At 47.8% G+C, this 12,999-nt stretch carries 11 protein-coding genes and 1 other RNA gene; 8 read left to right on the top strand and 4 right to left on the bottom strand.

Translation table 11 applies throughout. The features are described from left to right. From V5298_RS03785 to ssrS, 3 genes are all read right to left on the bottom strand, one after another. A partial coding sequence (locus tag V5298_RS03785) for a nucleoside hydrolase (RefSeq protein ID WP_332930140.1) occupies positions 1-744 on the bottom strand: 744 nt, incomplete at its 3' end. A 19-nt stretch (positions 745-763) separates the two neighbouring features. Then, on the bottom strand, positions 764-1,663 hold the full coding sequence (locus V5298_RS03780; RefSeq protein WP_332930139.1) for a ribokinase: 900 nt from the start codon (positions 1,661-1,663) through the stop codon (positions 764-766). Positions 1,664-1,684: 21 nt separating this feature from the next. After that, a non-coding RNA gene (gene ssrS, locus V5298_RS03775) (6S RNA) lies at positions 1,685-1,867 on the bottom strand. A 340-nt stretch (positions 1,868-2,207) separates the two neighbouring features. Here ssrS and V5298_RS03770 point away from each other — a divergent pair. The 4 genes from V5298_RS03770 to V5298_RS03755 are packed head-to-tail and all read left to right on the top strand — an operon-like array spanning position 2,208 to position 6,472. Beyond that, positions 2,208-2,774, top strand: coding sequence for a UPF0149 family protein (locus V5298_RS03770; protein WP_332930138.1), 567 nt, complete (start codon positions 2,208-2,210; stop codon positions 2,772-2,774). 3 nt (positions 2,775-2,777) lie between these two features. Beyond that, on the top strand, positions 2,778-4,091 hold the full coding sequence (gene pepP / locus V5298_RS03765; protein WP_332930137.1) for a Xaa-Pro aminopeptidase: 1,314 nt from the start codon (positions 2,778-2,780) through the stop codon (positions 4,089-4,091). Positions 4,092-4,094: 3 nt separating this feature from the next. Next, the gene (gene ubiH / locus V5298_RS03760) at positions 4,095-5,291 is read left to right on the top strand and encodes a 2-octaprenyl-6-methoxyphenyl hydroxylase (RefSeq protein WP_332930136.1); all 1,197 of its coding nucleotides are present in this window, start codon (positions 4,095-4,097) and stop codon (positions 5,289-5,291) included. A gap of 8 nt (positions 5,292-5,299) precedes the next feature. Further along, the gene (locus V5298_RS03755) at positions 5,300-6,472 is read left to right on the top strand and encodes an FAD-dependent monooxygenase (RefSeq protein ID WP_332930135.1); all 1,173 of its coding nucleotides are present in this window, start codon (positions 5,300-5,302) and stop codon (positions 6,470-6,472) included. Between the two features lie 9 nt (positions 6,473-6,481). On the opposite strand, the gene V5298_RS03750 is transcribed toward V5298_RS03755, so the two are convergent. Next, on the bottom strand, positions 6,482-7,333 hold the full coding sequence (locus V5298_RS03750; RefSeq protein ID WP_332930209.1) for a LysR family transcriptional regulator: 852 nt from the start codon (positions 7,331-7,333) through the stop codon (positions 6,482-6,484). Between the two features lie 143 nt (positions 7,334-7,476). Here V5298_RS03750 and gcvT point away from each other — a divergent pair, with 143 nt between their 5' ends. From gcvT to V5298_RS03730, 4 genes are all read left to right on the top strand, one after another. After that, the gene (gcvT, locus tag V5298_RS03745) at positions 7,477-8,556 is read left to right on the top strand and encodes a glycine cleavage system aminomethyltransferase GcvT (RefSeq protein WP_332930134.1); all 1,080 of its coding nucleotides are present in this window, start codon (positions 7,477-7,479) and stop codon (positions 8,554-8,556) included. A gap of 33 nt (positions 8,557-8,589) precedes the next feature. Continuing rightward, positions 8,590-8,979, top strand: a complete 390-nt coding sequence (gene gcvH / locus V5298_RS03740) for a glycine cleavage system protein GcvH (RefSeq protein ID WP_332930133.1) — start codon at positions 8,590-8,592, stop codon at positions 8,977-8,979. 90 nt (positions 8,980-9,069) lie between these two features. Continuing rightward, on the top strand, positions 9,070-11,967 hold the full coding sequence (gene gcvP, locus V5298_RS03735; RefSeq protein WP_332930132.1) for an aminomethyl-transferring glycine dehydrogenase: 2,898 nt from the start codon (positions 9,070-9,072) through the stop codon (positions 11,965-11,967). Positions 11,968-12,498: 531 nt separating this feature from the next. Then, positions 12,499-12,846 (top strand): hypothetical protein, encoded by a 348-nt coding sequence (locus V5298_RS03730; protein WP_332930131.1) that lies wholly within the window; start codon positions 12,499-12,501, stop codon positions 12,844-12,846. Positions 12,847-12,999 lie beyond the last annotated feature (153 nt).

Raw genomic sequence — 12,999 nt, 5'->3', positions numbered from 1 at the left:
CAAATGGGCTAGGGGGAAGGCATCGTGGAAGAAGCACACTCTGTCAGGTCGATTTTGTGAGTAAAAATCAGCATAAAATTGCGACGCCCGTTTAACAAACCCACCGAGTTTTTCATTGTTATTTTCCAGTTTGTCCAAGAAAGGTAACGTAAACGGGGTTTTTAACGTGACATCCAGACCAAACATGGTCAATGGCCAAGGGGCATCAAAAACAATCGCCGCTGCATGGGCGTCATTCCAGATATTGGCTTCAGCAACAGGGGTAACATTGCCTGGTACAAACGCTGCACCGCCCATAATGCTTACGCCTTTGACCAATTTAGGTAATTCCGGCTCTAAGCGTAACGCCAGCGCCAGATTGCCAAGAGGACCGATGGCCACAAGTGTTATTTCACCTGGGTATTTACGGGCCATATCAACAATAAACTGGGCAGAACTACGAGGGTCGAGCTCACGCTTTGATGCCTCGGGAAATGTATTACCAAAGCCATCGTCGCCATGGACAAAATGCGCATAGCTTGATTCAGGCCCTACCCACGGCATACCTACGCCTTGGGTAACAGGGATATCCTGATCGGCCATCTCGCACAGCGTCAGGGCATTGCGTGCTGCCATGGAAACCGGCACATTACCAAACACGGTGGTTAAGCCAAGCACTTCAATGTCTGGGTGCTGAAAGGCGAAAAAGATAGCCATTGCGTCGTCTATACCTGGGTCGGTATCGAGAATTATTTTATGAGTCATGGTGGATATTCCTTAAATGCTACTTGCCGTGTTTTGCCAAGAAGTGATCAACTTCATTTTGGGTAGGGATAGACTGGGCTGCACCTTCCCGCGTAACGGCTATGGCAGATGCTGCGCATCCGCGTATGAGGGCCTGACGGGCGTCGGTGTGTTGACTGTACGCGGATAAAAAGTACCCGATAAAACAGTCGCCAGCCGCGGTGGTATCCACGGCATCGACCGTAAATGCCGGTACCTTAATGGTCGTGCCATCTTTGCGAACCATGATGACCCCATCTTTACCTAGGGTGAGGATCACCTCGCCGTGTTTCCAGTTGTCGGTAAACCACGCCACAATGGACTCAGTTGTAGACTGACCGGTAATTGCTTGGGCTTCGGTTTCATTCACAATCAGCAAATCGACACAATCTAAGGGCAACGCTTTCACCGAATCGCTCATGGGCGCAGGATTAAAGGCCACTTTCAGCTGTTTGCTGTGCGCTAAACTTAAGATGTCTGCAATGCTGCTGGTTTCGTTTTGGGTGAGTACCCAGTCGGATGAGCCAGTGTTGCTAAGGGCTTTTTGGGCCGTCTCTTCATTGAGGGTGAGGTTAGCACCGCCAAACAGGACAATGGCGTTTTCACCACTTGGGGTAACCTGAATAATCGCATGGCCTGACGGTGTGTCAGTACAGGACACGTACTGGCAATCGACGCCTTTGCGAATAAGGGTTTGCTTGAATGTTGCGTCAGACTCGTGAATTGCGCCAACGTGTTTAACATCTGCGCCTGCCAGGGCCAGTGCAATGGACTGATTCGCTCCTTTGCCGCCTAACAGTTGCTTATATTGTGTGGACGCCAGTGTTTCTCCGGGTTGAACAAAATGTTCTACCTGGTACACATGATCGATGTTGATTGAACCAAAATTAATAATCGCCATTTCTTCTACCGTCGAAAGAGGGCGCCTTCCAGAATGCCGCTGTCTATTGTTCGCCCGTGAACCGAAAAGTTCAGGGCGGAAGACTCGCCATAGCCGTAGGCTTCTCGGTACATGCCGAGCTTGCGCAATAGCTACGGGCTCATCTTCCTAGGTTTAAAGCATCGGCCAGGGACATTAATAAACTGGCAAACATTCCAGAAGACATAAAATTTATAAACAGCGTCACAGAGTATATCAAACGATGCGCTTCGTGAAGCATATCACGTACAATCTTTCGAATACTTATAAAAAACACTGTTTTTTTGGTTGCAGCCCAGTAAAAACCGAATGTTTATGACCTGACCATTTGGTTGGGAATTTCAAAGTTTTTACTGCGATTTGACTGCAATTAACAACACAACGGGGCTGATCCTAAAGCATTCCTTTCGCTGTGAAAAGGCTTGTATGGATTAAGTGGACAAATGGTGCGCATAATTTGGGTTAAACTGGGTTTTATACGGGGTTTTTGTTAGCATGAGCGCAAATAGTGACAGGAAATAAATTCGTGGATAAACAACTCGACTACGACCATGTAACAAATATGCTTTCGCAATATGATGTGATTGCCGATGGCGCTGAAATTCAAGGCACCTTGTGTGGGTTATTATGTGGCGGAATGCCGGTTTCTGATCGCAAATGGTTGGATGTACTGAAAGACACCATGAATGAAGGGGCGGGGTTTCCTGTCGAACTGGAAAACCTGCTTACCGGTGTGTTTAACGCCTTGTGTCAGCAATTGGTAGAAGCTGAGTTTACACTGAACCTGATGTTGCCCGATGATAAAGCGCCGATTAATGATCGCGGTTTAGGACTGATTAATTGGGTACAGGGCTTTATGTTCGGCTTTGGCCTTTATCAACAGAATTTGATGCAGTGTTCCGATGACGTCAAAGAGGCGCTGGAAGATTTTGCCGATATCTCCCGGATGGAAGAGCCGATGACGGAAGATGAAGAATCCGAGCGCGCCCTTACCGAAGTGGTGGAATACGTAAAGATTTCTGCATTGCTTTGTTTTAACGAACTGGGTGCCTCTTTATTAGGTGATCAACAAGATAAACCCTCCGTACATTAATTTATGATCAGTAAAGAAGAGTTTATTTCACGCCAACATCGCCTGTTGTCACTGTGCGAACCTGAGAGTGTCTGCGTTATTCCGGCGGCCAAAGCGTGTACCCGTAGCCGCGATACCACCTTTCCTTTTAGGCAAGACAGCGATTTTTGGTATCTTACCGGGTTTGATGAACCGGACAGCTGGCTGCTGTTATCCAATCACAGCCAGTTTTCCGATCCCTACCGCGCCATGGTGTTTAGAGCCAAAGATAAGCAATCGGAGATCTGGGAAGGGCGGCGTTTAGGCGTGGATGCCGGACTGTCATTTTTCGCCCTCGACGAAGCCTATAGTACCGATGAACTCTCTGAGGTTTTGTATGAATGGTTAGGCGGCCATGATCACGTTTATTTTCCCATGCATGGTGAAGGTGCTGCCACCGCAACCATCATGGATGTCTGTAAACATTTGTGTAACGCGCCAAAAGAAAATTTAGCTCCCGCAGCCATGTGCGATGTGTCGCCACTTATCCATGAAATGCGATTATTTAAATCTGCGTGTGAAATCGCCATGATGAAAGCGGCGGCTAGGATCTCTTGTCAAGCCCACAAGCGGGCTATGACATTTGCCCATCCGGGGTGTTATGAATACCAAATTGAAGCAGAGCTACATCATGAGTTTGCCATGGCCGGTGCACGCTACCCTGCCTACAGCACCATAGTGGGCAGTGGTGAAAACGCCTGTATTTTGCACTACACCGAAAACAGCGATGTGGTGAATGACGGTGAATTGATCTTGATCGATGCGGGGGCAGAATATTATGGCTATGCTGCGGATATTACCCGTACGTTTCCTGTTTCAGGTAAGTTTACTCAGCCGCAGCGGGAGATTTACCGCATTGTGCTTGAAGCGCAAAAGCAGGTTATCGATAGAATAGGCCCAGGAATGAGCTTATCCGAAGCCAATACCATCGCCACCGAGGTGATTGTTGAGGGCCTGATTGATTTGTCTATCTTGCCAGGCTCGGTAAGTGAGAACTTGGAAACGGAAGACTATCGTGACTATTACATGCATGGCATCGGTCATTTTCTTGGCCTTGATGTACACGATGTTGGCGATTATCAACAAGACGGTGAAGATCGTCCGTTGCAACCGGGTATGGTGATCACTATCGAGCCGGGAATTTATATTGGCACCGATTCTCCGGTAGCACAAAAATACAAAGGCATTGGCGTGCGTATCGAAGATAACCTTGTTATTACCGCAACGGGTGCAGAGGTAATAACCGAAGATGTACCAAAAGAAATAGATGATATTGAAGCCCTTATGAGGAAAGGCTGATACGTGGTTGATACTGATATTCTGATTATTGGCGGGGGGACCGTCGGCAGTGTTGTGGCACGGGGCCTGCTAAAACATACGTCGCTTTCTGTGACCATGATAGAAGCGAAAAGCTATTCCCACACCCAGCTTCATCCTGGCTTTGACGAGCGGGTGATTGCGCTGGCCAAGCGTACCGTAGATGAGCTGGCGGCATTGGATGTTCACGCTAGCCGTGTGGGATCTGTGCCTATTCATCATATTCAGGTGTCGGATAAAGGCGCTGCTGGGCTGTGCCGATTAAACGCAAGGGACTACCATATCGATAGTTTTGGTGAAGTGGTGTCGCTGCGCCGGTTAGGCGAGGCATTACAACTGCGTGACAATACCCCCCGATTTACCTTACGTTGCCCTGCGACTGTGACGGCAACGTCGCGCACCCAACAGGGGGTAACGGTAACGCTGGATGATCATTCAAGTATCACCGCGAAATTGTTGGTGTTGGCCGATGGTGGACGTTCACTCGTGCATGAGCAGTTAGGTTTTGAACGCACCGTCGATGATTATCAACAAACTGCCATTGTGGTGAATGTGCTTACCACAGAGCCTCATCAACACCGGGCCTATGAACGTTTTACCGCCCAAGGCCCTGTGGCGTTTTTGCCTTTTAACCCTGAATTTGCCGATAGTGCCACCAATGCACACGGGTTTAGCGTGGTCTGGACCTTAGCGCCAGCCATGGCAGATGCTATGATGGCGGCCAGTGACAGCAAGTTTATCTATGCGCTTCAGCAGGCTTTTGGTTGGCGTCAGGGGGCCATTACGCAAATTGGGAAACGGTTTTCCTATCCGCTGTCATTGCAACAAACCAAAGGGGTTTATACCCATCGCGCGGTGGTGTGTGGAAATGCCGCGCAAATGTTACATCCCATTGCCGGTCAAGGGTTTAACCTGGGCTTGCGGGATGCAGTCTCTTTGGTGGAGAGCTTAAAAGACGTGGATGATCCCGGCGCCTTTTCGGTGTTATCGACTTACCAACAAGCTCGTCGCCGCGACAAACAAACAACCATTACCCTTACCGATGGCTTGGTGCATCTATTTTCTAATGATTCCCCCGGGCTTGTTGCATTACGTAATGTGGGATTAATGGCAATGGATAACTGCCCGTATTTAAAACAGCATTTTGTCAGACAAGCCACTGGCTTTGCCCAAAGTAGTTAGGAGAAAGCATGGAAAACGTTGATGTTGTTATTGTCGGTGGCGGTATGGTGGGCTTATGTTTGGCCGCAGCCCTTAAAGAAAGCGATCTAACTATTGCCATTATCAGCAATCAGGCGGTGTATCAGCCTCTTTCAGAGCAGCCGGCTTTGCGGGTAAGTGCCATTAATGATGCCAATCGGCAAACGTTGCAATCGTTAGGCGTGTGGGCACATTTACCGGCAGAACGTATTAGTCCTTACGATACGATGACGGTGTGGGACAAAGACAGTTTTGGGCGCATACAGTTTTCTAACGAAGATTTACCCGCCGAGCATTTAGGCCATATTATCGAAAATCAGGTTTTGGTGAATGCCCTGCTGGCAGAAATTCAAACACAGGGCAATGTAAAGCTGATTGAGTCATCCATCAATAAGATCCTGTGGGGGCAAAGTGAAACCATGGTGATGCTGGAAAACGATGAGGTGGTGGCCTGTCGTTTACTCATTGGTGCCGATGGTGCCAATTCCTTTATTCGTCAGCAAGCCCAATTACCCATTACCTTTAAAGATTATGGCCATACAGCCATTGTTGCCACCATCCGCACTACCTTACCCCATGATAATTGCGCCAGACAGGTGTTTACGCCTGATGGACCGTTGGCTTTATTACCGCTTAATGATCAGCACTTATGTTCCATTGTTTGGTCTCAACGCAACGAAGTGGCCAATGAGATAATGGCCTTAGATGATATCGCCTTTAGTCACCGATTAACGGCGGTAAGTGATAGCGTGTTAGGGGTGCTAACGGTGGAAAGTGAAAAAAGCGCCTTTCCGTTGACCATGCGTTATGCGCGCCAATGGGTGAAAAAAGGCGTGGTGATCATTGGTGATGCGGCGCACACCATTCATCCCCTTGCTGGGCAAGGTGCCAATTTAGGTATGCGAGATGCTTTTGCGTTAGCTGAGGTGTTGAAAACCTGTGTCGACACAGACAAGAGTATCACCGATGAACGTCGATTACGTGCCTTTGAACGGGCCCGTAAAGCCGATACGGCTAAAGTGATTGCCGCCATGGAAGGGTTTAAAACCTTATTTGATGGCGATCATCCGTTGAAAAAAATAGTCCGCGGGGTTGGGCTGGTGGCTACCGATGCGTTACCGGCAGTTAAACGTCAGTGGCTTGCCCAAGCCATGGGTTGGTAAACCGGCACATCACCTGTGCTGAAGCTTCGACTTTATAAATTCCGCCAGCGTACGACTGACCACCGGATGCTGGGTATCCTGATTAAACAAGCAAATATTCACTTTGCCCAGACTGGGCAGTTTGCTGTCTTTTAACACGGTAAGGTTTTCCGGCATGCTGGAGCGCGCCAAAGCGGTGATCCCTAGCCCTTGTTGAATGGCGGCCACCAAACCACTGAGATCCGCATTGGTGTAACTGATTTTCCATGCCCGGGTTTGTTGTTTTAATTGGTCGATAACCCGGCTTCGGTACATGCAGCCATCCGGGGCAAGTACCAAGGAAATCGGCTCATGTTTTAATGGCCGGGTTTTGTCTCCAACCCACACCATATCATCTTCTAACACTAACTCCCCCGCAGCGACCTCGTCAGGATTCACCAACGCCAAGATCACATCAAATTGACTGCGCCGGGAGGCATGAAGCAGATCGCGACTTAATGACGAGGTCACTTCCAGCGACACATCGGGATAGCGCTTGGAAAATTCCCCGACAATGCCGGGTAACAAGGTTGAAGCAAACTCATTAGGAATACCTAAGCGCAAGCGACCGCTTAAGGGCACGGGATCGAGGGCGTGGAAAATTGCATCGTTTAGTGCCAGCAACTCCTTGGCCTTGGGGTACAACCAGTTGCCATCACTGCTGGGCATATGTCGTTGTCCCACTTTGGTAAACAGTTTTTTTCCGAGTTGCTCTTCCAGCTTCTTTATTTGCAAACTAATTGCCGGTTGCGAGCGCCCAAGCCAGTCACCCGCCTTGGCGTAACCACCTTGTTCTATGACGCTAACGAAGGTGCGTAAATTATCCAACGACAATTGTTTAATCATAAAGATTTAAAATTCTGATGATTTCGGTTGTGTATATTATAAATGCAAATGTAAGGATAAGAAATTCCAATTTGAAAGCCGGTGAAAGACAAACCTATACTTTGGTCACGCTTTTATCATATCGAAATGGAACAAGTCGCATGTCGAACACTACTGCATTACACGCCAAGCACCTGGAAGCCGGTGCCAAAATGGTTGATTTTTTTGGCTGGGATATGCCAATTAATTACGGTTCACAAATTGAAGAACACCACGCAGTAAGAAAAGACGCGGGGATGTTTGATGTGTCTCACATGACCATTGTGGATGTGACCGGGTCGCAAGCCAAAGACTATTTACGTTATTTGCTGGCCAACGATGTGGCGAAGTTAAAAGATAAAGGCAAAGCATTATATAGCGGTATGTTAAACGAAGAAGGCGGGGTTGTAGACGACCTTATCGTGTATCACTTTGACGATACTAACTACCGTTTAGTGGTGAATTCGGCCACGCGGGAAAAAGACATGAACTGGTTGAATGAAAAAGCCAGCGGATTTGATGTGTCGATTACTGAAAAGCCTGATTTTGCCATGATTGCGGTTCAAGGCCCCAACGCCAAAGAAAAAGCCGCTACCTTGTTTAGCGAAGCGCAAAAAGAATCGGTAGCGGGTATGAAACCTTTCTTCGGTGTACAGGCTGAAGATTTATTTATTGCTACTACCGGTTACACCGGCGAAGCTGGCTATGAAATCATGGTGCCGGCGGATCGTGCCGCCCAGTTCTGGCAAGATCTATTAGATGCCGGTGTACAGCCTTGTGGATTGGGCGCACGGGATACCTTGCGTCTTGAAGCCGGTATGAATCTGTATGGTCAGGATATGGATGATAAAACATCACCGTTGGCCGCCAATATGGCCTGGACCATCACATGGGAACCGCAAGATCGTAAATTTGTTGGTCGCCAAGCGTTAGAAGCGCAAAAAGCCGCCGGAACCGAGAAGCTGGTGGGCTTGGTGATGACGGATAAAGGCGTGTTGCGCCATGGCCAAAAAATTCGTTCAGAATCAGGAGAAGGCGTGATTACATCAGGCACTTTCTCACCCACATTAGGGCATTCCATCGCATTAGCTCGCGTACCTGCGAATACCGGTGACACGGTAGAGGTGGAAATGCGTAAAAAGTGGGTTACAGTAAGCGTGGTTAAGCCCAGCTTTGTTCGCAATGGTAAAAGTGTATTGTAATCACCAATAACTAGGAATAATCAGGAACTTATTATGAGCAATATCCCAACAGATTTACGTTATGCAGCAACTCACGAATGGGTACGTCCAGAAGGTGATGGCGTATTTACCGTCGGAATTTCCGAGCACGCTCAGGAATTGTTAGGTGATATGGTATTTGTTGATTTACCCGATGTGGGTGACGCAGTAAGTACCGGTGATGATGTGGCCGTAGCCGAATCTGTTAAGGCGGCGTCTGACGTGTATACGCCAATTACCGGCGAGATCATTGAAGTCAACGAAGCTTTGGAAGATGCCCCAGAGCAAGTAAACAGCGACCCATACGGTGACGGCTGGTTATTTAAAATTAAAGCGGAAGATCCTGCTGAAGTGGAAGGGTTACTCGATGCAGAAGGCTATGCGAATAGTATCGACGAAGATTAATCCGTCGACATAGCCGGAATCGAAAATAGGCTGGAAGGGGCGTTACGCCCCTTTTATTTTATAACTCATTGCAAGTGCTTAACTAAAACTATGTCGAATTCATCTCTTACACTGGCTCAGTTAGAGCAGAAAAATGCCTTTACTCGTCGTCATATTGGCCCGGGTGAAGAAGAAATTCAGGCCATGCTGGCCACCGTGGGCGCAGACTCACTAGACGATTTAATGGCGCAAACTGTGCCTGCGGCAATTCAATTGGATAAGCCCATCGAAGTAGGAGAGGGCGAGACAGAAGTTGATGCACTGGCCGCGTTAAAAGCCGTTGCCGGTAAAAATAAAATCAACCGTTCTTTTATTGGTATGGGCTATTACGATACCCATGTGCCCAATGTGATTTTGCGTAACGTATTGGAAAACCCAGGTTGGTACACTGCGTATACGCCATATCAGCCAGAAATTGCCCAAGGCCGTTTAGAAGCGATCTTAAACTTCCAACAAGTTACCATTGATTTAACGGGCCTTGAACTGGCCTCTGCGTCCTTGCTTGATGAAGCAACGGCGGCCGCAGAAGCCATGACGCTGGCAAAACGGGTATCGAAAAACAAAAAATCCAGCCTGTTCTTTGTGGCTGATGACGTGCATCCGCAAACCTTAGACGTGGTGCAAACCCGCGCCGAAATGTTTGGTTTTGGTATTGTCACAGGCCCAGCGGAACAAGCTGCGGATCATGACGTATTTGGCGCACTTTTACAGTACCCCACAAGCACCGGCGAAGTGAAAGACATCAGTGCCGTTATTGCTGCCGTTCAGGCGAAAAAAGGCATTGTGGCTGTTGCCGCGGATTTGATGAGCTTAGTGATGCTAAAATCGCCCGGCGAATTAGGCGCAGACGTTGCCTTAGGCAGTGCCCAGCGATTTGGTGTGCCTATGGGTTATGGTGGCCCGCATGCTGCCTTTTTTGCTACTCGCGACAGCTATAAGCGTTCGTTGCCAGGTCGGATTATTGGTGTCAGTAAAGATACTCGCGGTCGCCCCGCGTTGCGTATGGCCCTGCAAACCCGGGAACAACACATTCGCCGTGAAAAAGCTAACTCTAACATTTGTACCGCACAGGTACTGCTAGCCAATATGGCGTCTTTTTACGCGGTTTATCATGGCCCTAAAGGGTTAAAAACCATCGCCAATCGCATTCATCGCTTTGCTGATATTCTTGCCACTGGCCTGAAGCAAAAAGGTGTGGATCTTAAGCATAACACCTGGTTTGACACCCTTACCGTACTGACCGACAACAAAGCGGATGTACTGGAAAATGCTTACGCGAAAGGCATGAACCTACGTGCAGATATCGACGGCGCGGTGGGTATTTCATTGGATGAAACCACAAACCGTAAAGATATTCAGGCCTTGTTTGACGTACTGCTAGGCGAAGGTCACGGTTTATCGGTAGAAACCCTGGATGCCGAAGTGACTACTCAGGGTAGCCAGTCTATTCCTGCTGAGTTGGTACGTACCTCTGATATTCTTACCCACGAAGTATTTAATCAGTATCACTCTGAAACTGAAATGCTGCGTTATATTAAGTCATTAGAAGATAAAGACTTAGCCTTGAATCATTCTATGATTTCATTGGGCTCTTGTACCATGAAATTAAACGCTACCGCCGAAATGATCCCCGTTACCTGGGCGGAGTTTGGACAAATTCACCCCTTTGCGCCGGTTGACCAAGCCCAGGGCTATCAGGAAATGATTGGTGAGCTGAGCGATTGGCTAATCAACATTACCGGTTACGATGCCCTTTCTATGCAGCCTAATTCGGGCGCGCAAGGTGAATATGCCGGTTTGCTGGCCATTCAGCGCTATCATGAGAGCCGTGGCGAAGGGCACAGAAATGTGTGCTTAATTCCCAGTTCTGCCCACGGCACTAACCCTGCCTCTGCGCAAATGGTTAGCTTAAAAGTGGTAGTGGTAGCGTGCGATAAAAACGGCAACGTTGACGTTGAGGACTTCCGCAAAAAAGCGGCGGAAGTGGGCAATAATTTGGCATGCGCCATGATTACTTACCCGTCTACTCACGGTGTTTATGAAGAAACCATTCGTGAACTGTGTGACATTGTGCATGAGCACGGTGGACAGGTTTACCTAGACGGTGCCAACATGAACGCGCAAGTGGGCGTTACATCGCCTGGGTTTATTGGTTCGGATGTATCGCACCTTAACTTGCACAAAACGTTTTGTATTCCACACGGTGGCGGCGGCCCAGGCATGGGACCCATTGGTGTTAAATCCCATTTAGCGCCTTTCTTGCCCAACCATAAAGTGGTGAATGTGGAAACAGCCGGGGACAATTGTGGTGCGGTTTCTGCTGCGCCGTGGGGCAGTGCGTCTATTCTGCCAATTAGCTATATGTACATTAAAATGATGGGCTCTGCGGGTTTGCGTAAAGCTACCGAAGTGGCCATTTTAAATGCCAACTATGTAGCCAAATCGTTAGAAGGGCATTATCCGGTGCTTTATAAGGGGCGTAATGGCCGCGTAGCGCACGAATGTATTATTGACTTGCGCCCTCTTAAAGAGGCGTCTGGCGTGACTGAAATGGACATCGCCAAGCGTTTGAACGATTACGGTTTCCATGCGCCTACCATGAGCTTCCCGGTGGCAGGTACACTAATGATTGAGCCAACGGAATCGGAAGCCAAGTACGAACTTGATCGTTTTGTTGAAGCGATGATCAGCATTCGCGAAGAAATTGGCAAGGTGGAAAGCGGTGAATGGGATGCCACCGACAACCCATTGCACAATGCGCCACACACGCTGGCAGACATTTGCGACAACGATTGGAACCGTAGCTACGACCGCCAGGTTGCGGCTTACCCAGTACCGAGTGTTGCCCGCAACAAGTTCTGGCCAAGTGTAAACCGTATTGATGATGTCTACGGTGACCGTAACCTAATGTGTTCTTGCCCTGCTATTGAGAGTTATGTAGAAGAGTAGGTGTATGTAGGTTGTATATAAAGAATGCAACTACCGGAATTAAGTTTGTAGCTTGAATAAAGTTTGTAACCGGTAGTTGAGTTTTAAGGTCAGTAAAAACAAAAAAGCGAGCCAGTTGGTTCGCTTTTTTATTACTCACTATTGATATACCTGTTTACACTTCCAATCTCTTACACTTTTTTTCATCATTCGCTTCCCCCAAAAAAAGCATAAAACCTACTCGTTGGTGCAAGTGTGGCTGCGGGGGCTGTAGCTAAAGCATACCAAATTCTCATTATTCACCTGATGCCTTTATTCAGGTATAAAAACACTTTTTGAAGCCTGCTGGACAGGGCGAATGTCGCGCATTTTTTACAAAGAGAGATAAACAGGCGCCACGCCGCACTTAATAAATTAAACACAGCAATAACAGGTAAGAGTTTGATGCTACACATTTTTTATGCAAAAGTTAGCGGGTTATTAGTATGATATATGGAAATATTCCATGTTGCATAAAGGATTATTTCCGCACATTAAATTGTTAGGTGCTACATGGGGAAACAGATAGTAATACTCATTTTTCTATTATTGCCGTTTTTGTCCCATGCTGAAGATTCGGCTGAATTTTGTGGTGAAGAGATAATACCTTTATCACCGCTAGAACTAGTATGGCCAGGGGCACCAGCCGGAGGCTTAGGAGCAAAGACGATATCGGAATCAGTATCTTTGAAGTTCATAGTTAATGAGCTAGGAAAGACTGAAAATATAGATGTCGTTGGGGCAAGCTCTCACGCTTATGTTCGTGGTGCGAGAAGAACCATAGCAAAAACAAAGTTCCATAAACCCCATGTAAAATGTATAAAATACATGGATATTAGATATGAAGAAGCGCGCACCTAACAAACAAATGTTGGGGACACAAACACGCGGGCTCTGCTTCGCAGTATAGCCCACATGTTTGTGCCACCAAATTAGGGCGTTATATTTTATGGAGAGCCTGTGAGTATTTGTCTAACCATTTCAAAAATTGACTGGGCAATAACTAAGGATGTG

Origin of the sequence: Alteromonas sp. 14N.309.X.WAT.G.H12, assembly GCF_036697315.1 — a bacterium.
Classification (GTDB): domain Bacteria; phylum Pseudomonadota; class Gammaproteobacteria; order Enterobacterales; family Alteromonadaceae; genus Alteromonas.
The sequence above is the reverse complement of the archived record's forward strand: the minus strand, read 5'-3'. Positions and strand labels throughout refer to the sequence as shown.

Bases quoted from the DNA above. Each gene is read 5' to 3' on its own strand.
- V5298_RS03780 (WP_332930139.1), bottom strand. From the start codon at position 1,663: ATGGCGATTATTAATTTTGGTTCAATCAACATCGATCATGTGTACCAG.
- gcvP (WP_332930132.1), top strand. From the start codon at position 9,070: ATGTCGAATTCATCTCTTACACTGGCTCAGTTAGAGCAGAAAAATGCC.
- gcvH (WP_332930133.1), top strand. From the start codon at position 8,590: ATGAGCAATATCCCAACAGATTTACGTTATGCAGCAACTCACGAATGG.
- gcvT (WP_332930134.1), top strand. From the start codon at position 7,477: ATGTCGAACACTACTGCATTACACGCCAAGCACCTGGAAGCCGGTGCC.
- V5298_RS03755 (WP_332930135.1), top strand. From the start codon at position 5,300: ATGGAAAACGTTGATGTTGTTATTGTCGGTGGCGGTATGGTGGGCTTA.
- V5298_RS03730 (WP_332930131.1), top strand. From the start codon at position 12,499: ATGGGGAAACAGATAGTAATACTCATTTTTCTATTATTGCCGTTTTTG.
- pepP (WP_332930137.1), top strand. From the start codon at position 2,778: ATGATCAGTAAAGAAGAGTTTATTTCACGCCAACATCGCCTGTTGTCA.